Origin of the sequence: Achromobacter sp. EB05, assembly GCF_044232075.1 — a bacterium.
Taxonomy (GTDB): Bacteria; Pseudomonadota; Gammaproteobacteria; order Burkholderiales; family Burkholderiaceae_B; genus Achromobacter; species Achromobacter dolens.
Genome location: NZ_CP155917.1, coordinates 5,642,384 through 5,662,360, shown reverse-complemented (window position 1 = coordinate 5,662,360; position 19,977 = coordinate 5,642,384). Strand labels below are relative to the sequence as shown.

Genomic DNA, 19,977 nt, shown 5'->3' with positions numbered 1-19,977 from the left:
GGGGGTCTCCTCTTTCGCTTTTTTCTACCGGCTTACCACTCGGCGAAGCTGCCGTCGGCGTGGCGCCAGATCGGGTTGCGCCAGCGATGGCCTACCGCCGCGCGTTCTTTCACGTATTCCTCGTTGACCTCGATGCCCAGGCCGGGGCCCTGCGGAATCGCGACCATGCCGTTCTCGTAGGCGAACACCTCGCGGTTGCTGACGTAGTCCAGCAGATCGTTGGCGGCGTTGTAGTGGATGCCCAGGCTCTGTTCCTGGATGAAGGCGTTGTAGCAACCGGCGTCGATCTGCAGGCAGGTGGCCAGCGCGATCGGGCCCAGCGGGCAGTGCAGCGCCAGCGCCACGTCGTAGGCCTCGGCCATGGCGGCGATCTTGCGCGTTTCGGTGATGCCGCCGGCATGCGACGGGTCCGGCTGGATAATGTCGACGTAGCCGTCGGCCAGCACGCGCTTGAAGTCCCAGCGCGAGAACAGGCGCTCGCCCAGCGCGATCGGCGTGGACGTCAGCGGCGCCAGTTCCTTCAGCGCCTCGTAGTGTTCGCTCAGCACCGGCTCTTCGATGAACATCAGCTTGAACGGGTCCAGTTCCTTCATCAGCACCTTGGCCATCGGCTTGTGCACGCGGCCGTGGAAGTCGACGCCGATGCCGACGTTGGGGCCGACCGCATCGCGCACGGCGGCCACGTTCTCCAGGCACTTCTCGACCTTGTCGAACGAATCGATGTACTGCAGTTCCTCGGTGCCGTTCATCTTGACGGCCGTGAAGCCACGCTCGACCGCGCCCTTGGCGGCCGCGGCGGTGTCGGCGGGTCGGTCGCCGCCGATCCACGAATACACGCGGATGCGGTCGCGCACGTTGCCGCCCAGCAGTTGCGACACGGGCACGCCCAAGTCCTTGCCCTTGATGTCCCACAGCGCCTGGTCGATGCCGGCCAGCGCGCTCATGTGGATGGCGCCGCCGCGGTAGAAGCCGCCGCGGTACAGCACGGTCCAGTGGTCCTCGATGTTGCGCGGGTCCTTGCCGATCAGGTAGTCCGACAGTTCCTCGACGGCGGCGGCCACCGAGTGGGCGCGGCCTTCCACCACGGGTTCACCCCAGCCGACGATGCCGGCGTCGGTCTCGATCTTCAGGAAGCACCACCGCGGCGGCACGATGTAGGTAGTGAGCTTGGTGATCTTCATGCTTGGGTCTCCTGGGCGGGATAGGCGCGTTGCCAGGCGGCGATGAAAGCGCGCGCGTTCTGGCCGACTTCGGTGGCCGACAGGCCGGGTTTGTACAAGGCGGAGCCCAGGCCGAAGCCGCTGGCGCCCGCCTGGGCGTAAGTGGAAAGGTTGTCGGGGGTGATGCCGCCCACCGGCACCAGCGCGATCGGCGGGCGCATCACCGCGCGCCAGGCCTTGAGCACGGCCGGGCCGAGCTGTTCGGCGGGGAACATCTTGAGCACGTCGGCGCCGACGGCCAGCGCGGCGAAGGCTTCGGTCGGCGTGGCCACGCCGGGGCACGAGGCCAGGCCGGCGGCCTTGGCCGCGCGCACCACGGCCAGGTCGCTGTGCGGCATGACGATCAGTTCGCCGCCTGCGTCCTTGATGCGCGCCACGTCATCGGGGTTCAGCACCGTGCCGGCGCCCACCAGGCAGTCGGCCGGCAGCGCGTCGCGCATGGCGCGGATGCTGGCCAGCGGTTCCGGCGAATTCAGCGGCACCTCGATCAGGCGAAAGCCCGCCTCGTACAGCGCTTGGGCGACGGGCACGGCCTCGGCGGGCGTGATGCCGCGCAGGATGGCGATCAGGCCGCAATGGGCCATGGCGGTTTGCAGTCCGGTATGGGTCATGATGTGGTCTCGGAAGAAGAGGGGGCGGGCACCAGCCCGGCGGAAACCGCCAGGTGCCACAGGCCGCGTTCGGTGGCGTGTTGCGCCAGTCGCGGCGTGCCCAGGCCGTAGTGCCGCAACGCCAGGATGTAGCGCTGGCACAGCGCGTCGTCGCCGCACAGCACGATGCGCGGCAGCTCGCCCTGCAACCGCAGCATGTCGGCCAGCGCGGAAATCTCATGGCCGATCAGCAGGCCCGACAGGTAATCGGCCTGCGCCACGCCGGCCAGTTCGCCGGTCAGCCCCAGCGCGCGGGTGCTGAAGATCGTCGACAGCACGCCGGCGCGGCCGGCCGGCACGCCAGCCACCTTCAGGCCGCGCTCGAAGGCCGCCATGTCGGAGGTCGGCGCCTCGACCATGGTGCGGCCCAGGATGGTGTGGCCGCGCAGCGCGGCGTAAACCTCGCCGGTCATGAAGGTGTCGAAATGCGTGACCTGGCCGCGACGCGCGTTGACCCATTTCGAATGGGTGCCGGGCAAGCCGATCAGCACGCTGTCGGCGGGGTCGTCGGCCTGGTCGAACAGCACGCCGAAGACCTGCGTTTCTTCGCCGCGCATCACATTGGGCAGGCCATGCCGCTGGATCAGGCCCGGCACGATGTGCACGGGCGTGGCGCCATTGCGCTCGACGCGGGTCAGCAGGGTGCCGATGCGTTCCAGGGCTACCGGCACGTCCAGGTAGGCGGCTTCCCGCCAGCCTTGCGCGCTGCCGACCATGCCGCAAGCGATCACGGGAAGATGGGGCTCTGCCCGCAGCCAGTCGCCGCAGGCCTGCTCGAACGCCAGTTCGAAGCCCGATTGGCCGCTGGGCGTGGCGGCGCCGTCCTGCAAGGGTTGCGGCAGGCGCATGATGCCCCACGGCAGATGGCGGGTATCCAGCGTGCGGCCGGCGCCATCGAGGCGGTAGGCGCGCAACGAAGAGGTGCCCCAGTCCAGCGCTATGAGAGCCGCGCGGGCAGGCGATCCGGTTGTCATCAGAATCTGTCTCGTCTCGGGCCGGCGGCGCGCTGCGGACGCGGGCGCGCGCATTCGCGGCGTACGCGGCAGGCAGGGGCTGGCCAGCCTTGTTGTCGTCAGGCCCGCGACGGCGCCGGGGCGGCGGCGGACGGGCTGGGAAAAATTCTAGATCAGCGCTTGAAAAATCTCAAAATATAGAATTAAATCCCATATATAGGGAACTAATTTCCCGTTCGCCAATCCCGATTTCCAGCCCCTGTTCCCTCCATGTCCGATTCTTCCCCCGCCTACGATCCCGACGCCGCGGCCCCCGCCGGCACGCAGACCCTGATGCGCGGATTGGGCGTGATCCAGGCCGTGGCCGCGGGCGCGCGCGACCTCAAGGACATCTGCGCCCACATCGGCGTGGCGCGCAGCACCACGCACCGGCTCGCCAGTTGCCTGGTGCAGGAGCGTTACCTGCGCTCGCTGCCTGGCGTCGGCTACGTGCTGGGCCCCAAGCTGATTGAACTCGGCTTCCAGGCGCGCGAAGCCTTTCCCATGGCGACGCTGGCGCGTCCGTACCTGGACGGCCTGGCCGCCGAGACCGGCGACACCATCCATCTGGCGGTGCGCGACAACGACGAAGTGCTGTACCTGGAAAAGATCCCCGGCAAAAAGGGCCTGGAGATGCGCTCGCGGGTCGGCCACCGCATGCCGCTGGCCGCCACCGGCGTCGGCAAGGCGCTTCTGCTGGATGCCGACGAACCGCAATGGAAGGCGTTGCATCGCGTCGGCGCGCCGGTGTCCTCGCGCGCGCCGGGCGGCCGCCAGACCTGGGAAGCCTTCCGCGACCGCATGCGCGACTACGCCGCCAACGGCTACGCCTTCGACCTGGAAGACAACGAACCTTCGATCCGCTGCGTGGCGGCGCCGGTGCGAGATGCCTCCAGCGGCATCGTCGCCGCCATCAGCGTGTCCAGCACGGTGCCGTACATGTCGTTGGAACGCATGAACGAGATGGTCGACGTGGTCAAGGACGCGGCGGCGCGCATCTCCGCCGAGCTGGGCTGGAAGGTGCAGGGCGGACCCACCAAGACGCGCGACGCCGGCACATAACGCGTCGCGCTGGCAAAAAAAAGCGACCTCGGCGCATGGCGCGGGCCATCCGCCGGCGCCGCCGGTGTCGGTCAAATCTCCGACCAATCCATATGCCGCCGCGACCGGCGGGACGCCCTATCGGTGCTAGTCTCTTGCTCAATCATCAATGACGCTCATCACGATTGAGTAGATTCCCGGCGACGAGCAAGTGGCGCCCCAACCTGATGTCGAGCGCCTGTATGCCGCCCATGCCGAGCGGCTGCGCCGTTACCTGTTCCTGAAAACCGGCGAAGCCGAACTCAGCGCCGATCTGGTGCAGGACTGCTTCGCGCGGCTCCTGGCCCACCACGAAGACCTCCCGCCGGACGACAGCGCGCTGGCCTACCTCTACGCCATCGTCAATCGCCTGCTCATCGACCATCGCCGCAATCACCATCAATCCCGCACCGACATGGCGGCGGATGACCTGCTTGAGGACGTGCGCGATCCGCGCACCGCGCCCGACGTGCATGCGCACGTGCGCCGGCAACTGGCGCGTCTGGCCGCGACGCTGGCCGAGCTGCCGCCGCGCACGCGGCAGATTTTCAGACTCTGCCGCGTCGAGGGCCTGAGCCATGCGGAGGCCGCGCGCTATCTGGATATCTCGCCCAGTTCGGTGCAGAAGCACCTGGCCATGGCCCTTGAACTGATGCGTGAACGCCTGGGGCGGGATCCGTGAGCCTGCGCAATGAACGCGCGCTCTGGCCACTTTTTTTACTGTCTTTCGCGCCTGGCCCGTTATCCCTTTCATGAAGATCCCATCATGTATCCATCGCGAACGACGCCTGCGTCGCCAGGCCAGCCTGTGGGCCGTGCGCCTGGAGGCCGGCGCGCTCACCCGAGCTGAACGACGCCGCCTCGATCATTGGCTGGCGCGCGACGCGCGCCACGGCCCGGCCCTGGCCGATGCCGAAATGACCTGGGCCCTGGCCGGCGCCTGCCGCGATGCGCCCTCGCTCGCGCAGCCGGCGCCGACGGCGCGGCGCTTCTCCTGGCGTGCCTGTGCCGAGGCATGGTGCCGAGCGCATCTCATGGCGCCCCGACGGCGCGCGTTTGCGCTGGCATGCGCGGCTTTGGTCGTCGCCGGCACGATCAATGGGCCGGACCTCATCGAACCCTGGTTGGTCGACTATCGCACCGACGTCGGCGAAATCCGTTCCGTGGCGTTGCCCGATGGCAGCCGCGTATTGCTGGGCAGCAACAGCGCGCTCGATGTGGCATACGACGCTTCGATCCGTCGGGTGCGCCTGCTGCGCGGCGAAGCGGTGTTCTCGCCGGCGCCTACGGGGGCGGCCGAGCCGCGCAGGTTCGTGGTGGAGAGCGCAGGCGCCAGCATGACCGCGCTGGGCACGCGCTACGCCGTGCGGCGCCAGGATGCCGGTCACGGCTGGATGGGCGTGTTGCAGCATCGTGTCGCGCTCCTGATGGATCGCCCGCCCACCGCGGGCGTTGCCCACGCGGCGCTGACAGCCGGCGACAGCGCCACTTTCAGCCACGCCGCCGGCATCGCGCGCAGCCCCGTCGCACCCGCGCGCGGGGCCGCCTGGGCCGACGGCTATCTCATTTTCGACGGCGAACCCCTGGAGCAGGTCCTGCAACGCATCGGCGATTTCCGGCGGGGCCAGTTGATCCTGGCGAACCGCGCCGCGGCGCGCAGGCCGGTCAATGCGCTGTTCCACCTGGATAACCTTGAGGGCGCGCTGGCCACGCTCTGTAGCGAGCTGCGGCTTGCGCGGTTGCGGCTGCCGGGGGTGACACTGCTGTACTGAATTCTCGAATACAAATCATGTGCTGTAAATTCAAAAAACAAATCATGATTTGTATGTGTGAAATACAGCCTATATTGCGTATACGCCATTTACAGCCTATGCTTTGTAAACCTGAAAAACAGCGTGAGACGTGTATGGCCGACTACACCGTACGCACCGCGGAGCAATTGCCGGCATTGCTTCAGGCATTCCGAAAAAAGGCCGGGCTGACCCAGGCCGCCGCTGCTTTGCGGCTGGGTATCACGCAACAGACGCTTTCCGCCTTGGAGCGCAATGCGGAAAAGGTCGGTGCGGATCGGCTCCTGCAATTGCTGAGCATCCTGGGCGTGGAACTGGTGTTGCGCGAACCCGATGAACCGCCGGCAAGCCGGCAGGTGTCCGATCAGGACTGGTGAGCCATGGGACGTCGCTCGCACACACAGTCCCTGCACCTCTGGATGAATGGCGCCATGGTCGGCACCTGGAGCGTGCAGCCCCGCGCCGGCGACATCCTGCAATACGCCGACGCCTGGGTCAGCGCCGATCAAGGCAGGCCGCTCTCGCTGTCGCTTCCCTTCACGCCCGGCAACCCGCCGCATCGCGGGGAAGCGGTTCGCACCTACTTTGAGAACCTGCTGCCCGACAGCCGGCAAATCCGCGAGCGTGTCGCGCGGCGATTCCATGCGACCGCAACCGATGCGTTCACGCTGCTTGCCGAAGTGGGCCGTGATTGCGCGGGCGCATTGCAGGTGCTGCCTGATGCCACGCCGCCCCAGGACGCGCGCGTGCTTAACGCGACGCCGCTGAGCGAGGCCGAAGTGGCGCAGGTACTGCGCAACACCCTTGCGCCGACGCCCTTCGGCGGCGCCGGCGCCACCGATACCGACGACTTCCGCATTTCCATCGCGGGCGCCCAGGAGAAGACGGCTTTGCTGTGGTTCGATGGTCGATGGTATCTGCCACATGGCGCGACCCCGACCTCGCACATCCTCAAAATGCCCTTGGGTCGGGTCGGCAATCTTCAGTACGACATGAGCGACTCGGTCGAGAACGAATGGTTATGCTCGGAGATCCTGCGCGCCTACGGCCTGCCGGTGGCGCGCACGCAACCGCTGTTGTTCGAGGACATGAAAGTGCTGGCCGTCGAGCGCTTCGACCGGCGCTGGGCCCGTCGGTCGACGGGGCAACCTTGGCTGCTGCGGCTGCCGCAGGAAGACATGTGCCAGGCGACGGGCACACCGCCGCATCTTAAATACGAGGCGGATGGCGGGCCGGGCATGGGGCCCATCATGAGGCTGCTGTCCACGTCCCTGGACCCTGACCGTGATCGGCGGATCTTCTTTCAGGCACAGGTTATCTTCTGGATGCTGCGCGCCACGGATGGGCACGCCAAGAATTTCAGCATCTTCCTGCGCCCGGGCGGCGCTTACGAGCTTGCGCCGCTCTACGATGTGCTGTCCGCCTACCCCGTCATGGGAGCGCGCGCGAATCAGCTGTCGCCGTTCAAGGCAAGAATGGCCATGGCCGTGCGCACCAGGAATCCGCACTGGAAGATGCAGGACATTCAACGCAGGCACTGGCTGGCGCTGGGCGCCGAGCATGGCGTCGTCACGCCGGACGGGCGCGACGCGCGTTTCGTGATCGACGACCTGGTCGCCCGGACCGGGCAGGTGATACGCACCGTCAGCGAACTGATTCCAACCGGATTTCCCGAAGCGCTCGCGGACAGCATTCTCGGCGGGCTGCAAGCCGCGGCGGAAAAACTGGCTGGGTAATCACCGGCCGCCGCGAGATACGCTTGGCCCGGATGCACGGCCCTGAGTAAGACGAAGTCAGGACGCCTTCGCACCGCTCTCCCTCTGGGAACTGCCTTTTTCGAACTTTTTTTACTGAACTTCGATTCTCAAACGTTAATGGTAATGATGCGCGTTTGCATCGACTGAAGCCAGAGACGAAAGTGAAGAGAAGATTGATGAAGGCGAGGTTGGCCCGGCGAATGATGTGCGCGGGGATGCTCGCGATGCCATGCGCTGCCTCGGTGTGGGCTCAACCGCAACCGGTGGCATCGGGACAGCCCGACCGTCAGCAGGAAGCCATCCGCCAGACGCGCGCCTTCGACATCTCGGCCCAGCCAATGATGCAAGCGGTGCTGGCGTTCGCCCGGCAAGCCGGCGTCGATCTCTACGTGGGCGATGTCGATCTTTCCTCGTACACCAGCGTCGCCACCCAGGGTACCTACAGCCTCATCGCCGGGCTCAAGCATCTCCTCGGCAACAGCCCCATCGGCTATCGGATTTCAGAAGGCAACGGACGCCTGAGCTTTCAATTGGTCGATACCGGCCCGGGCGGTCGTTCCCAGGTGTACTCGCTCAAACCAGTCGTGGTTCAAGGCAACACCGTCAACGAGCGCGTCTATCAAGCCCCCCGCGCCGTCAGCATCGTCACGCGTGAAGAAATGGACCGCGTGCCGGTGCGCCACGCCGCCGAACTCATCCAGGACACCCCCGGCGTTGCCAGCGCCGTCAACCGCCAGAACCCCGGTCTGTCGATCAACATCCGCGGCATGCAGGACTTCGGCCGCGTCAACATGATGATCGACGGCATGCGCCAGGATTTCGTGCAGAACGGGCACATGCAACGCAATGGAGAAATGTATGTCGATTCGGAACTCCTGTCCGAGGCCGTGGTAGAGCGAGGCGTGGTGCGTGGGGTGCATGCCACCGGCGCGATGGCGGGAAGCGTGGATTTCCGCACGCTGGATTTTGGGGATGTGCTGCGCGAAGGCAGGGATATCGGGCTGAAGCTGCGCGGCACGTCCGGGATGGGATACCAGGGGAACGGGGTCAATTTCATCGGCAGCGCGGCGGGCGCGGCGCGCGCGGGTGAGAACCTGGAAGTGATGGCGGCGGTGTCGCGGCGGTCGATCGGGGATTATCGGATTGGCGCGCGCGGAGGTATCGAGGGCCAGAATTCAGTGTGGTTCAACGGCGGAAAGATCGAATTCAACGATGTGAAGTTCGCCGCTCAAGAACAGGACTCCGGTCTGTTCAAGGCACGCTGGAAACTGAGTGATGATCAGTCGCTGTTGTTCAGCTACGTCGGCACGCGAGTCGGATACTCCTACACCACTGATGCCGACACGTCAGCACAGGAGAGCGGCACTCCTTGGCGCAAGATGGGAACTTCGAAGGCCCAGTCAAACAGCTTCGCCCTCGATTACAAAATCAAGCCGGCCGACAACCCTCTACTTGATCTGAAAGTGAAGGCATATGGCGTCGAAACAAATGTTGAGAATTACACGACGCCAACCTATCCCTTCTCCAGGTTTGATGGCGAGTTCACAGACGCAGCAAAGATCCGAGAGAATATTGACAATGAGTATTGGGATAGCGGCGCTTGCGAGAAGCCCGATAAAACTCCCTACGCGCTTGACGTTTGCAGACAGTACGGTGTGGGCCGAAATAATCGACTGTCTACCAAGACCCAAGGATTTCAGCTCGACAACACATCGCGTTTCGTGTTCGGGGCGACAACGCTCAGTGCCAACTACGGCGTAGAGTATTTCACTGACCATACAACTTCGAACCAGCGCTGGAATCACGACGGTCGCGAGGTGCGCCCCATTGGCACTACGGGCAAGGATGCCCTCAATCCCCAAGGCCGTCGCAGCATGGGCAGCATCTTCACAGAGCTGAAGCTGGAGGACGATTTCTTCACCATATCCGCCAGCCTTCGTTACGAGCGCTACCGCCTCAAGGGTAAGACGCAAGTTCCCGGAAAGCAGACCGTCCACCTTTCCAGGCTCGACAAATTTGCAAAAGAAATGTGCGCTTATGGCGCCTTTCCAGGCCTGGCACCCAACGAAAACCCGCGCAGCCAAGTTCAATCTGTTTACGGGCCAGGCTGCCGTTTGGCGTTGGCTGGCGACGAATCGGCCATCGCTGCTTGGTGGGCCGATGTGCCGACGTACGTCGACCAACGTGGAAGAACGAAGAACTTCTACATACCTGGCGGGCGTAGATCCTCTGACTACGAAAAGGAGTTTCAGCCTGAAGACCTCGACGACCAGAACGCCTTGTATGACTACGACGTGAGTCGCAGTGCCGGGATGCTGTTGCCCGCGTTGTCCGGAGCGATTCGGCCAACCAATTGGCTGGAAGTGTACGGTAGCTGGGGCAAGTCCTGGAGGCCTCCCGCCATCAACGAAATGCTGATGGTGGGCAATCATCCTAGAGATGGATTTGCCTCCATCTACCCCAATCCGAATGCAGAGCCGGAAACCTCCCGGACCTGGGAGGTAGGCGCCAACACCATATTCCAGGACGTCGCGTTGGATGGCGACAGTCTATCGCTAAAGGCGGGCTACTTCGACACGAGGGCGGATAACTACCTTTTTTCGTCCATGGACGTCATTTTGCCCGGCTCCAACCTGGAAAGATTGCCATTGCCCGGCACAACGGCCTTCGTCAACAACCGCAACCGCACAAAGTTCCGCGGATTGGAATTTGAAGGGCGTTATGAGGCTGGCTGGATCTATGGGGGGGCGAGCTATACCCATTATCTAGGCGGCCCCAACAAGTTCTGCGAAGACCTTTACTTCCTGGGGGCTGGCGAAAACAAATTCGACCGCCCGAATGCAGATGGAAGCTATCCGGTCGAGCATCAGAAAGCCCTCGCGCGCGGGTATGAATCGTGGCGAGCTTGGGCTGATGATCAGGTCGTTTGCGACAACTTCGTCTTCAACAGCGCGATCGCCAAGCCGGTGGATAAAGGCACGCTGCTGGTCGGCGTGCGCTTGCTGGAGCGCAAGCTGGATACCGGCGTGAGATTCAACTACAGCGGTGAAGGTTGGTACAACCGCGATTCTGGTGGCTCCCAGGTTTGGTTCAAGTACACGACTTGGGACTGGTATGCCAGTTATCAAGCCAATGACAACGTCAAGCTTATGGCGTCAGTCGAGAACATCACCAATCGAATGTATGTCGACGGATATTCCGATGCGATGGCACGCACATTCGCGCCGGGGCGCTCCGTTGCGTTGGGCATGGAGGTTCGCTTTTAGGCAAGTAATCGCTCGGGTGGGCGAATGCCTTTCCCGAGAAAGGGACATGCGGATTTTTCGCATGTGCGACGTACACACAGTGCGGCGCTTTTTTGGGTCGGGGATTCACCCCGGCAATTGGTAATAAACGGAGCATGACAATGTCTGCACAAGTAAGCTTTATCGATATCAGCCACCTTCCCACGGGTATCACAACGGAGAGTTCGTTGGAGCTCATGCTGGACGCGTTCCAGAATGGAGGGGTTGCCGGTGAGCACACCAGCGTCCCCAATAAGGGCGGATTCTTCGGTGGCAACGCCTTCAACGGCACCGACTATGGCTATGTCAGCAAAACGGTCGCCAACTACGCCTTCGTGGCTTCGGGTGATCTGCACTACTTCTTCCCTCCTTACAGCGGCCACGCAGGTGACGGCCCGACCGCGCACACAGTGTGGGGTTCATTGGATTCCATCACCCTGGGCGGTGGCCTGGACGGAGCCGGACATGTGGTCGATCCGCTCATTACGTTTACTTTCGATCAGCCTATCGAGGGCGACGTTGCCGATGGACGAGGCAACGAAGTGCATGACATCGTTTGGGGCCTGATGAACGGTTCGGTTGTTGGCACACCAGACAAGATCAGCCACATCACGAACGGAGGTTTGGTCGACGCCTTGGAACAGAACGGGATGGATATGCACACCTCCATCGCCGACCTGGTCGCCCACAACTTCGCCACCGAAACCGACCTCGCCCTGGCGGCGTAACCCACCCGTGAGTTTCCCCGCGCTTTCTCGGGCGCGTGGGTCACGGTCGCGGCGGGCCTATCCCCCGTCGCGACCGTCTTTTTGTTTCTTCATTCTGCGTGTCCCGGCAGTCATCCGGGCAAGGAAATTCAATGCAGCAAACCCAGACGCGCGCGGGCGCGGCACAGGGCGCGGACGTCCTGGATATCAAGGCGCTCCTGACGCGCTTTCGCACGGGCTGGTACAGCGTGGCCGCATTCAGTGTCGCCGCCAACCTGCTGATGCTGGCGCCGTCGCTCTACATGCTGCAGGTCTATGACCGCGTGCTGGCGTCCGGCAACGTCTTCACGCTGGTGATGCTGAGCCTGATGATCGTCGGTTTGCTCGCGCTGATGGGCGCGCTGGATTACGCGCGCAGCGCCGTTATCGTTCAGATCGGCGCGCGCTTTGACGCGGCGCTGGCCGGGCGCGTGCACGAAGCGGCGTTCCAGCGCGGCCTGGCGGGCGTGCCCGCCAATGCGGGGCAGGCGGTCAATGACCTGAACACCGTGCGCCAGTTCCTGACCGGCAGCGCGGTGTTCGCGTTTTTCGATGCGCCGTGGTTTCCGCTGTTTCTGCTGGTGATGTTCCTGTTCCATCCCTGGATGGGCACGCTGGCGTTGGCGGGAACCATCATCCTGGTGGCGCTGGCGTGGCTCAACGAGCAGGTGTCGCGCAAGCTGTTGGCCGAGGCGGGCGGGCTGTCGGTGCGGGCCGGGGTGGAGGCCGAAGGGCAACTGCGCAATGCCGAAGCCATTCAGGCCATGGGCATGCTGGACCGGTTGCGCGCGCGCTGGCAGCGGCTGCATGTCGGCTATGTGCGGCGCCAGGGCGTGGCAAGCCAGCGCTCGGCGATGATCGCGAGCCTGTCGAAGACGGTGCGGATGGCGCTGCAATCGCTGGTGCTGGGGCTGGGCGCGTGGCTGGTGCTGCAAAGCCATGTCAGCGCCGGCATGATGATTGCGGGCTCGATCCTGATGGGGCGCGTGCTCAGCCCGATCGATCAGGTGATCGGCGCCTGGCGGCAATGGGCGGGCACGCGGCTGGCGTGGCGGCGCCTGCAGGAGCTGCTGACGACGTATCCGAAGCCGTCGACGGGCCTGACGCTGCCCGACCCGAAGGGCGCATTGCGCTTGGAGGGCGTGACCGTGACGCCGCCGGGCGCGGCGCAGCCGACGCTGGTGAACGTGTCGTTCGCGCTGGAGCCGGGGCAGGTGCTGGGCGTGGTCGGCCCGTCGGGCGCGGGCAAGTCGACTCTGGCCCGATTGGTGGCGGGTGTGTGGCCGGCCCGCCTGGGCACGGCGCGGCTGGATGGGGCCGACCTGAAGCAATGGGAACGCGCGCGGCTGGGGGAGTGGCTGGGCTATGTGCCGCAGGACGTGGAGTTGTTCTCCGGGACCGTGGCCGAGAACATCGCGCGCTTTCCTGGGCCGGACAGCGATGGCGAGGGGTTGGCCCGGCGGGTGATCGACGCGGCGCGGCTGGCCGGCGCGCACGACATGATCCTGGCCCTGCCGCGCGGCTATGACACGCCGCTGGGCGCCGGAGGCCAGGGATTGTCGGGCGGGCAGCGCCAGCGTATCGCGCTGGCGCGGGCGCTGTACGGCACGCCGCGCCTGGTGGTGCTGGATGAACCCAACGCCAGCCTGGACGACGCGGGCGAGCAGGCCTTGCTCGATGCGCTGGGCCGGCTGCGCGAGATCGGCGCGACGGTGGTGCTGGTGACGCACCGGCCCAAGGTGCTGGCGGCGACGACGCACCTGCTGTTGCTGCGCGATGGCCGCGCGCAGCGCTTCGGCGCCACCCACGACGTGTTGCGGCCGGGGCCCGAGGGGGCGCCCGGGGCGACGCCGTCACCGCCTACGGCATCCGCCGAGCCGGGCGGCCGTGCGGCGACGATGGCCGGCGCGACGGGGGCGGCGGCGTCCGGCGTGGCCGGCTCGCCGGCACAGACGCGCCCGGGCGGATCGGCGGCGCAGGTCTATCCGTTGGCCGGTGGCGCGTTTGCGGGGCGAATCCTCGGAGGCAAGGCATGACGGGGCGCGCCGCGGGCAATCGGGTGGTGGTGTTGCGGCCCGAGCTGAACAAGGGCGATATCGGCGCCGTCGAGGGCGATGAGAACGGCGGCTGGTCGGCCCGCTTCGGCTGGTGGGTGCTGGCGCTGGGCTTTGGCGGCTTCCTGGCATGGGCGGCATGGGCGCCGCTGGACAACGGCGTGGCGATGCCCGGCATCGTCGTCGTGACCGGCGAGCGGCAGGCGGTGGACAGCATCGAGGGCGGCGTGGTGAGCGCCTTGCTGGTGGCCGAAGGCGACCAGGTCCGGGCCGGCCAGGCGCTGGTGCGGCTGGACGACACCCGGGTGCGTGGCGAGGCGCAAAGCCTGCGCGCCCAGCAGGCGGCGGTCATGGCCCGCGAAGCGCGCCTGCTGGCCGAGCGCGATGGCCGCGATGATCTTGCGCCGCCCGATGCCCAAGCGAATGCCGAAGCAGCGGCCGCCTACGCGATGGAGCGCCAACTGTTTGCCAGCCGGCGGGCGGCGCTGGCGGGCGAGCTGGCTGGCATCGACGCGACGCTGGCCGGCAGCCGCGCCCTGGCCGCCGGCCTGGAATCGACGCTGGCGCACAAGCGCACGCAACGCAGCCTGTTGCGGGAACAGGTGGGCAACCTGCGCGATCTGGCGCGCGAAGGCTACGTGCCGCGCAACCGCGTGCTGGATCTGGAGCGCAGCCTGGCGCAACTGGACGGTGACATGGCCTCGGACCGGGGCGCGCTGGGCCAGACCCGCCAGCAGATCGCGGAACTGGCGCTGCGCGGGCAGCAACGCCGCGACGCATTCCAGCGCGAGGTGCGCACCGATCTGGCGGAGACCCGCGTGCAGCGCGAACAGTTGACACAGAAACTGGCGGCGGCGGAATTCGATCTGGCGCACAGCGAGATCCGCGCGCCGGTCAGCGGCACCGTGGTGGCGCTGGCCGCGCACACCGTCGGTGGCGTGGTGCAGCCGGGTTCGCGCCTGATGGAGATCGTGCCCGAGGACGTGCCGCTGGTGGTCGAGGGGCGCTTGCCGGTGGAGTCCATCGACAAGGTGCGCACGGGCCTGCCGGTCGAGCTGATGTTCACCGCCTTTGATGCCAGCCGCACGCCACGGCTGGAAGGCACTGTGACGCTGGTGTCGGCGGACCGGTTCGATGATGACCGCAACGGTCGTCCCTACTATCGCCTGCGCGCCGATGTGGCGCCGGGTCAGTTGCGCCGCATTGGCGATGCGCCGCTGCGCGCCGGCATGCCGGTGGAGGTGTTCGTGCGCACGGGCGAGCGCTCGCTGCTGAACTATCTGTTCAAGCCCTTGCTCGACCGCGCGCGGCTGGCGTGGGGGGACGCATGAATCGCTGGCGGGACGCGCGCGCGGCGGCGTGGATGTTGATGGGGGCGCTGTTGCTGCCCGCGATGGGGGCGGCGCAGGCGCTGGATTTTCAGCAGGCGTACACGATGGCGTTGGCGTCCGATCCCACCTGGCAGGCCGCGCGAGCCCGCGAGCGGGCCGATGCGCAGGAAGAGGCGCTGGGGCGCGGCGGCTTGCTGCCGAACCTGAGCTACCACTACAGCGGCGCCCGCAACGTTACGTCGTCGCGCCAGCAGACCCGGTTTGGAACATTGGAGCAACGGTCGCGCTACGCCAGCTCCGCCTCGGGCTTCACGTTGAGCCAGCCGTTGTTCGACGCGGCGGCCTTTGCGCAGTACCGGGCCGGGCGCGAGCGCGCCGAGGCGGCGGGATTGACGTTGCAGCGCGCCCGCCAGGCGCTGGCGGTGCGCGTGCTGCAGGCGTATACCGCCGTGCTTTACGCGCAGCAAGCCTTGGCATTGACGCAGTCCCAGGGCCGTTCGTTGCAGGAGGACGCGCGCCGCAGCGAACGCTTCGTGGCGGCGGGCCAGGGCACGCGCACGGATCAGTTGGAGATCGAGGCGCGCGCCCGCGTGGTGCAGGCGCAGGAGATCGAGGCGCGGGACAAGTTGCGCGATGCGCGCAATGCGCTGGGCGCGATCGTCGGCCCGGCGCTGGCCGAGCAACCGCTGGCGCCCTTGCGGGCGGCCGCGCTGGCCGGGCTGGCCGTGGAGGGGCGTGACCTGCCGGCGTGGCGCGAGCTGGCGCTGGCAAGCAACCCCGAATTGCTGGCGCAGCGGCACTTGCTGGAAGCCAGCCGCCAGCGCTACGAGGCCGCCCGCGCGGGACATCTGCCGACGGCGAGGCTGGTGGCCCGCAAGCAGTTGACGCATTCCAATGGCGAGAACCAGATCGGGCAGCGCTATGACACCGGTTCGGTGGGCATCGAGGTCAGCATTCCGCTGTATTCCGGGGGGCGCACGTCCGCGGCCAGCGGTCAGGCGCTGGCCGAGCAGGAAGAAGCGCAGCACAAGCTCGATGCCGCCACGTGGGCGTTGCTGGATGACCTGGCGCGGCAGTTCCATACCTTTGCCAGCAGCCGGGAACGCATCGCGGCCTACCGGCAGGCCGCCGAGGCCGCCGCATTGCGCGTGCAGGCCACGCGGCGCAGCGTGCTGGGCGGCGAGCGCACCAACCTGGACGTGCTGGACGCGGAGCGTCAGCGCTTCGAGGCGCTGCGCGAACTGGACCGCGCGCGTTACGACAACCTGTTGGCGTGGCTGACGCTGCGCTGGCAGGCGGGGGTGCTGGACGATGAAGACGTGGCGCGCATCGGCGCGCTGTTCGCGGCGGGCTGAATCCGCGTTTGAACGGAAGCCGCGGCCGAGAAGGCCCCCGCGACCGCGCAACGCGCGCGTGGCAGGCCGCGGCGGCTTGGCGTGGCGCGGTTCGTCATTTGCCGTGCCCGCCTTCCTGGCCGCTTGCGCTGGCTGACAGGCGCGAGCGGCCGGCTCACTTCAAGGGCGGCAACGGCAACAGCCGCCTCGCGATCTGGTCCATGGCCGTTTCCAACTGCGCCGCCAGCGCCTGCGCGGCCGGCGACAGCGAGCGATCGCGCCGGTGCAGCAGGCCGATGGCGCGGCGCGCCGAGGCATCGCACAGCGCCGCCGCGCGCAGTCCCGACAGGTTCAATTCCGGCAGCGCCAGGCGCGGCAGCACGCTCACGCCCAGGCCCTGGCGCACCATGCCGGCGGCGGTGCCCATGTTGGTCACGTCATAGCGCAGCGCGGTGGCGGGCGCGCCGGTTTCCTCGCGCACCGCGCGGTCGAACTGCTGGCGCGCGTTCGAGCCTTGCGACAGCAGGATCAGGTCATAGCGCAGCACGTCGCGCCAGTGCAGCGGGCCGCGCTTTTTCTCCAGGGCATGGCCGGCCGGGTAGATGGCGCAGAAGCAATCCTCGGCCAGCGGCGCGAACGACAGGTCCGGCGCCGGCTCGGCCAGCGCGCCGACGGCGAACTCGATCTGGTTGGTGCGCAGCATGGCCACCAGTTCGTCGTTGTGCGCCTCGACCACGCGCACCTTCAACGCCGGATGCAGTTGGCGCAACGCGCCGACCGCCACGGGCAGCAGCGCCAGCGCGGTCGAGGGCAGGGCGCCCAGGGTGACGTTGCCGCGCCGCACCGCCGCCAGGTCGGCCAGGCTGCGATAGGCTTCCTCCAGGTCGGCAATGGGCCGCTGCGCGCGGGCGTGGAAGTCCTGCCCCGCCGAGGTCAGGCTGATGCTGCGGGTGGTGCGTTCGAACAGGCGCAGGCCCAGCACGTCCTCCAGGTCCTGGATCAGCGCGGTGAACGAGGGCTGCGTCACGCCCAGTTGGTTGGCGGCGTGGGTGAACGAGCCGGTGTCGACCGCCAGCAGGAAGGCCTTGAGCGATCGGTACTTGATATTCATAGCCATAGGCTAAGAATATAAGAAAAATATCGAATTGTGCCTAATAGTCGGCCGGCCGATGATGCGTCTACCGAGACCTCTGGATTGCCCCGACCTTATGCAAGCATCGAGCCCAAAGCCCTTCCGGTTGGGCGCCGAATGGCGCCACGGCCAGGACGGCGACGCCGTCATCACCTCCATCAATCCCGCCGACGGCAGCGTTGCCGGCATTGTCACGCGCGCCTTGCCGCGCGACGTGGATGCCGCCGTCGCCATCGCCAGGGACGCGTTCCAGCGCCAGCCGTGGCGCAAACTGCGCCCCGACCAGCGCGCCGCCACGCTGTACGAGATCGGCCGGCGCCTGGCCGCCGAACGCGAGCCGCTGGCGCGGCTGCAGATGATCGACAGCGGCAAGCCGTGGAAGGAATGCCTGAACATGGTCGACAGCGCGGCCGGGCATTTCCGCTATTACGCCGCGGTGTGCGAAACCTGGCAGAACGAGATGACCTCGCCGCGCGGCGAGTATTTTTCGATGGCGCTGGCCGAGCCGTTCGGCGTGATCGCGGCCATCACGCCGTGGAACTCGCCCATCATGAACGAGGCGCAGAAGGCCGCGCCAGCGCTGGCGGCCGGCAACGCGGTGCTGCTCAAGCCGTCCGAGGAGACGCCGCAACTGGCGCTGGAACTGGCGCGCATCTGTGCCGAGGCCGGCCTGCCGGAAGGGCTGCTGACGGTGCTGCCGGGCCACGGCGAGGACGTCGGCGCCGCGCTGGTCAAGCATCCCGGCGTGCGCATGGTGTCGTTCACCGGCGGCACCGAAACGGGCCGCGCCATCGGCGGCATTGCCGGCCAGCGCCTGATTCCCGTGGGCCTGGAGCTGGGCGGCAAGTCGCCGCACATCGTGTTCGACGACGCCGACCTGGACCGCGCCGTGGCCGGCGTGGTGTCGGGCATCTTCGGTTCGGCCGGGCAAAGCTGCGTGGCCGGTTCGCGCCTGTTCGTGCAGAAGTCCATCTATGGCCGCTTCATGGAAGCGCTGGTGCAACGCACGCGTCAGGTGCGCGTGGGTCTGCCTGATGATCCCGCCACGCAGATGGGGCCGCTGGTGTCGCGCGCGCATCGCGACAAGGTGGCCGGCTATGTCGACATCGGCCGCGCCGAAGGCGGCCGCGTGCTGGTCGGCGGCGCCGCGCCGGATCGCGCCGAGCTGGCCAACGGCTGGTTCTACCTGCCCACGGTGATCGACGGCTTGGGCAATGGCGCGCGCGTCTGCCAGGAAGAGATCTTCGGGCCGGTGCTGGTGGCGTTGCCGTTCGACGACGAGGACGATGTGATCCGGCAGGCCAACGACACGCCCTTCGGCCTGGCCGCCGGCATGTGGACCGGCGACTATGCCCGTGCCTGGCGCGTGGCGCGCGAGATCGAGGCGGGCTCGGTCTGGATCAACACCTATAAGCAATCGCATATCGCCACGCCGTTCGGCGGCTTCAAGGACAGCGGCATCGGCCGCGAGAAGGGCCTGCATGGCCTGCGCCTCTACAGTCAGGTCAAGAGCCTGTACTGGGGCATGCACAATCAACCGATGGGACTGTGAATCACATGACGACCGACAAGAAAAGCGCGGCGCTGCCGCTGGCCGATGCCCGCATCCTGATCGCCGGCGCCGCCAGCCTGGTGGGCTCGCACACCGCCGACGCGCTGCTGGCCGCCGGCGTGCGCGAAGTGATCCTGCTGGACAACTTCGCCTTTGGCACGCCCGAGGCCATCGCCCACCTGCAAGACAATCCGCGCGTGAAAGTGGTGCGCGGCGACCTGATGCGCCTGCCCGACCTGCTGGCCGCGACCGAGGGCGTGGATGGCGTGCTGCACCTGGCTGCCTACATGACGCTGGGTTTCGCGCAGACGCCGTGGCAGGCGGTGGACGTGAACATCCGCGGGGCGCAGAACATGCTTGAAGCGTGCCGCGCCAACAAGGTGAAGAAGTTCGTGTTCGCCTCGTCCAACGCGGTCTATGGCTACGGCAGCGGCATCGCGGGCGCGCTGGTCGAGAACGGCCCGTTCCATTCCGTCGGCGCGCCGCCGGCGGCGATCCTGTACGGCGCCTCCAAGATCATGGGCGAACAGCTTTGCCGCCAGTACTTCCAGAAGTGCGGGCTGGACTATGTGGTGTTGCGCTATTCCACCGTGTATGGCGAGCGCCAGCACTACCGCGCCGCGAATTCGCTGTACATCATGGAGACCTATGACCGCGTGCGCCAGGGCGAGCGTCCCCTGCTGCCTGGCGACGGCAGCGACACCAAGCACTTCGTGCACGTCTCGGACGTGGCGCGCGCCAACGTCGCCGCGTTCCAGAGCGACGCGACCGATGTCGCGGTGAACGTGTCCGGCCCGGCGCCCATCACCACCGGCGAGCTGGTGCGGCTGGTGCTCGACTACTGCAAGAGCGACCTGGAACCGGAGATCCGGCCGGACCCTCCGGGCACAGTGCGCCTGACCTCGGGCGGCGCCTTCCATATCCCGCACGACCTGGCGGGACAACAGATCGGCTGGCAGCCGCAAGTGGGCATGGCCGAAGGCGTGAGGCGCCTGCTGGCGTGGCGCGAGGCGCAGGAAAGGGGCAAGGTCGGTTAGGGAACAGTTTGACCCGGG

Annotated in this window: 16 protein-coding genes; 12 read left to right on the top strand and 4 right to left on the bottom strand. The window is 66.8% G+C overall.

What is annotated here, in order from left to right; all coding sequences use genetic code 11:
• Window positions 1–32: 32 nt before the first annotated feature.
• From dgoD to AAID08_RS25775, 3 genes are read right to left on the bottom strand one after another with little or no spacing between them, the layout of a single operon-like run.
• Window positions 33–1,181, bottom strand: coding sequence for a galactonate dehydratase (gene dgoD / locus AAID08_RS25785; protein WP_006391563.1), 1,149 nt, complete (start codon window positions 1,179–1,181; stop codon window positions 33–35).
• Window positions 1,178–1,831 carry a 2-dehydro-3-deoxy-6-phosphogalactonate aldolase gene (locus AAID08_RS25780; RefSeq protein ID WP_336235233.1) on the bottom strand — a complete coding sequence of 218 codons (654 nt, stop codon included), beginning with the start codon at window positions 1,829–1,831 and terminating at the stop codon, window positions 1,178–1,180. Before AAID08_RS25780 ends, dgoD begins: the two co-directional genes overlap by 4 nt.
• Window positions 1,828–2,844 carry a 2-dehydro-3-deoxygalactonokinase gene (locus AAID08_RS25775; protein WP_395757087.1) on the bottom strand — a complete coding sequence of 339 codons (1,017 nt, stop codon included), beginning with the start codon at window positions 2,842–2,844 and terminating at the stop codon, window positions 1,828–1,830. Before AAID08_RS25775 ends, AAID08_RS25780 begins: the two co-directional genes overlap by 4 nt.
• A 249-nt stretch (window positions 2,845–3,093) precedes the next feature.
• Here AAID08_RS25775 and AAID08_RS25770 point away from each other — a divergent pair, with 249 nt between their 5' ends.
• From AAID08_RS25770 to AAID08_RS25725, 10 genes are all read left to right on the top strand, one after another.
• On the top strand, window positions 3,094–3,924 hold the full coding sequence (locus tag AAID08_RS25770) for an IclR family transcriptional regulator (protein ID WP_064527577.1): 831 nt from the start codon (window positions 3,094–3,096) through the stop codon (window positions 3,922–3,924).
• A 190-nt stretch (window positions 3,925–4,114) separates the two neighbouring features.
• The gene (locus tag AAID08_RS25765; RefSeq protein ID WP_054500563.1) at window positions 4,115–4,624 is read left to right on the top strand and encodes an RNA polymerase sigma factor; all 510 of its coding nucleotides are present in this window, start codon (window positions 4,115–4,117) and stop codon (window positions 4,622–4,624) included.
• 70 nt (window positions 4,625–4,694) lie between these two features.
• Complete coding sequence (locus tag AAID08_RS25760) at window positions 4,695–5,714, top strand: FecR family protein (RefSeq protein ID WP_395757086.1); 1,020 nt, start codon at window positions 4,695–4,697, stop codon at window positions 5,712–5,714.
• Between the two features lie 134 nt (window positions 5,715–5,848).
• The gene (locus AAID08_RS25755) at window positions 5,849–6,109 is read left to right on the top strand and encodes a helix-turn-helix domain-containing protein (RefSeq protein ID WP_049076396.1); all 261 of its coding nucleotides are present in this window, start codon (window positions 5,849–5,851) and stop codon (window positions 6,107–6,109) included.
• 3 nt (window positions 6,110–6,112) lie between these two features.
• Window positions 6,113–7,468 (top strand): type II toxin-antitoxin system HipA family toxin, encoded by a 1,356-nt coding sequence (locus AAID08_RS25750; RefSeq protein ID WP_395757085.1) that lies wholly within the window; start codon window positions 6,113–6,115, stop codon window positions 7,466–7,468.
• 197 nt (window positions 7,469–7,665) lie between these two features.
• Window positions 7,666–10,755: a TonB-dependent hemoglobin/transferrin/lactoferrin family receptor gene (locus AAID08_RS25745; protein WP_395757084.1), complete on the top strand. Its 3,090-nt coding sequence runs from the start codon at window positions 7,666–7,668 to the stop codon at window positions 10,753–10,755.
• A gap of 140 nt (window positions 10,756–10,895) precedes the next feature.
• Window positions 10,896–11,501 (top strand): heme acquisition protein HasA, encoded by a 606-nt coding sequence (locus AAID08_RS25740; protein WP_054500566.1) that lies wholly within the window; start codon window positions 10,896–10,898, stop codon window positions 11,499–11,501.
• Window positions 11,502–11,632: 131 nt separating this feature from the next.
• The gene (locus tag AAID08_RS25735) at window positions 11,633–13,555 is read left to right on the top strand and encodes a type I secretion system permease/ATPase (protein ID WP_395757083.1); all 1,923 of its coding nucleotides are present in this window, start codon (window positions 11,633–11,635) and stop codon (window positions 13,553–13,555) included.
• The gene (locus tag AAID08_RS25730; RefSeq protein ID WP_054500568.1) at window positions 13,552–14,904 is read left to right on the top strand and encodes an HlyD family type I secretion periplasmic adaptor subunit; all 1,353 of its coding nucleotides are present in this window, start codon (window positions 13,552–13,554) and stop codon (window positions 14,902–14,904) included. Before AAID08_RS25735 ends, AAID08_RS25730 begins: the two co-directional genes overlap by 4 nt.
• Window positions 14,901–16,259 (top strand): TolC family outer membrane protein, encoded by a 1,359-nt coding sequence (locus tag AAID08_RS25725; protein ID WP_395757082.1) that lies wholly within the window; start codon window positions 14,901–14,903, stop codon window positions 16,257–16,259. Before AAID08_RS25730 ends, AAID08_RS25725 begins: the two co-directional genes overlap by 4 nt.
• A 154-nt stretch (window positions 16,260–16,413) precedes the next feature.
• Here AAID08_RS25725 and AAID08_RS25720 read toward each other — a convergent pair whose 3' ends face one another.
• Complete coding sequence (locus tag AAID08_RS25720; protein ID WP_082401801.1) at window positions 16,414–17,349, bottom strand: LysR family transcriptional regulator; 936 nt, start codon at window positions 17,347–17,349, stop codon at window positions 16,414–16,416.
• Between the two features lie 97 nt (window positions 17,350–17,446).
• On the opposite strand from AAID08_RS25720, the gene AAID08_RS25715 reads away from it, so the two are divergent.
• On the top strand, window positions 17,447–18,922 hold the full coding sequence (locus AAID08_RS25715) for an aldehyde dehydrogenase (protein WP_395757081.1): 1,476 nt from the start codon (window positions 17,447–17,449) through the stop codon (window positions 18,920–18,922).
• A gap of 5 nt (window positions 18,923–18,927) precedes the next feature.
• A complete protein-coding gene (locus AAID08_RS25710; RefSeq protein WP_144655600.1) occupies window positions 18,928–19,959 on the top strand; it encodes an NAD(P)-dependent oxidoreductase in 1,032 nt (343 codons plus the stop codon).
• The last annotated feature ends 18 nt before the right edge of the window (window positions 19,960–19,977 follow it).

What these genes read in the sequence shown, in the direction of transcription:
- dgoD (WP_006391563.1), bottom strand. Translation starts at nt 1,181, where the DNA reads ATGAAGATCACCAAGCTCACTACCTACATCGTGCCGCCGCGGTGGTGC.
- AAID08_RS25780 (WP_336235233.1), bottom strand. Translation starts at nt 1,831, where the DNA reads ATGACCCATACCGGACTGCAAACCGCCATGGCCCATTGCGGCCTGATC.
- AAID08_RS25775 (WP_395757087.1), bottom strand. Translation starts at nt 2,844, where the DNA reads ATGACAACCGGATCGCCTGCCCGCGCGGCTCTCATAGCGCTGGACTGG.
- AAID08_RS25770 (WP_064527577.1), top strand. Translation starts at nt 3,094, where the DNA reads ATGTCCGATTCTTCCCCCGCCTACGATCCCGACGCCGCGGCCCCCGCC.
- AAID08_RS25760 (WP_395757086.1), top strand. Translation starts at nt 4,695, where the DNA reads ATGAAGATCCCATCATGTATCCATCGCGAACGACGCCTGCGTCGCCAG.
- AAID08_RS25755 (WP_049076396.1), top strand. Translation starts at nt 5,849, where the DNA reads ATGGCCGACTACACCGTACGCACCGCGGAGCAATTGCCGGCATTGCTT.
- AAID08_RS25750 (WP_395757085.1), top strand. Translation starts at nt 6,113, where the DNA reads ATGGGACGTCGCTCGCACACACAGTCCCTGCACCTCTGGATGAATGGC.
- AAID08_RS25745 (WP_395757084.1), top strand. Translation starts at nt 7,666, where the DNA reads ATGAAGGCGAGGTTGGCCCGGCGAATGATGTGCGCGGGGATGCTCGCG.
- AAID08_RS25740 (WP_054500566.1), top strand. Translation starts at nt 10,896, where the DNA reads ATGTCTGCACAAGTAAGCTTTATCGATATCAGCCACCTTCCCACGGGT.
- AAID08_RS25735 (WP_395757083.1), top strand. Translation starts at nt 11,633, where the DNA reads ATGCAGCAAACCCAGACGCGCGCGGGCGCGGCACAGGGCGCGGACGTC.
- AAID08_RS25730 (WP_054500568.1), top strand. Translation starts at nt 13,552, where the DNA reads ATGACGGGGCGCGCCGCGGGCAATCGGGTGGTGGTGTTGCGGCCCGAG.
- AAID08_RS25725 (WP_395757082.1), top strand. Translation starts at nt 14,901, where the DNA reads ATGAATCGCTGGCGGGACGCGCGCGCGGCGGCGTGGATGTTGATGGGG.
- AAID08_RS25720 (WP_082401801.1), bottom strand. Translation starts at nt 17,349, where the DNA reads ATGAATATCAAGTACCGATCGCTCAAGGCCTTCCTGCTGGCGGTCGAC.
- AAID08_RS25715 (WP_395757081.1), top strand. Translation starts at nt 17,447, where the DNA reads ATGCAAGCATCGAGCCCAAAGCCCTTCCGGTTGGGCGCCGAATGGCGC.
- AAID08_RS25710 (WP_144655600.1), top strand. Translation starts at nt 18,928, where the DNA reads ATGACGACCGACAAGAAAAGCGCGGCGCTGCCGCTGGCCGATGCCCGC.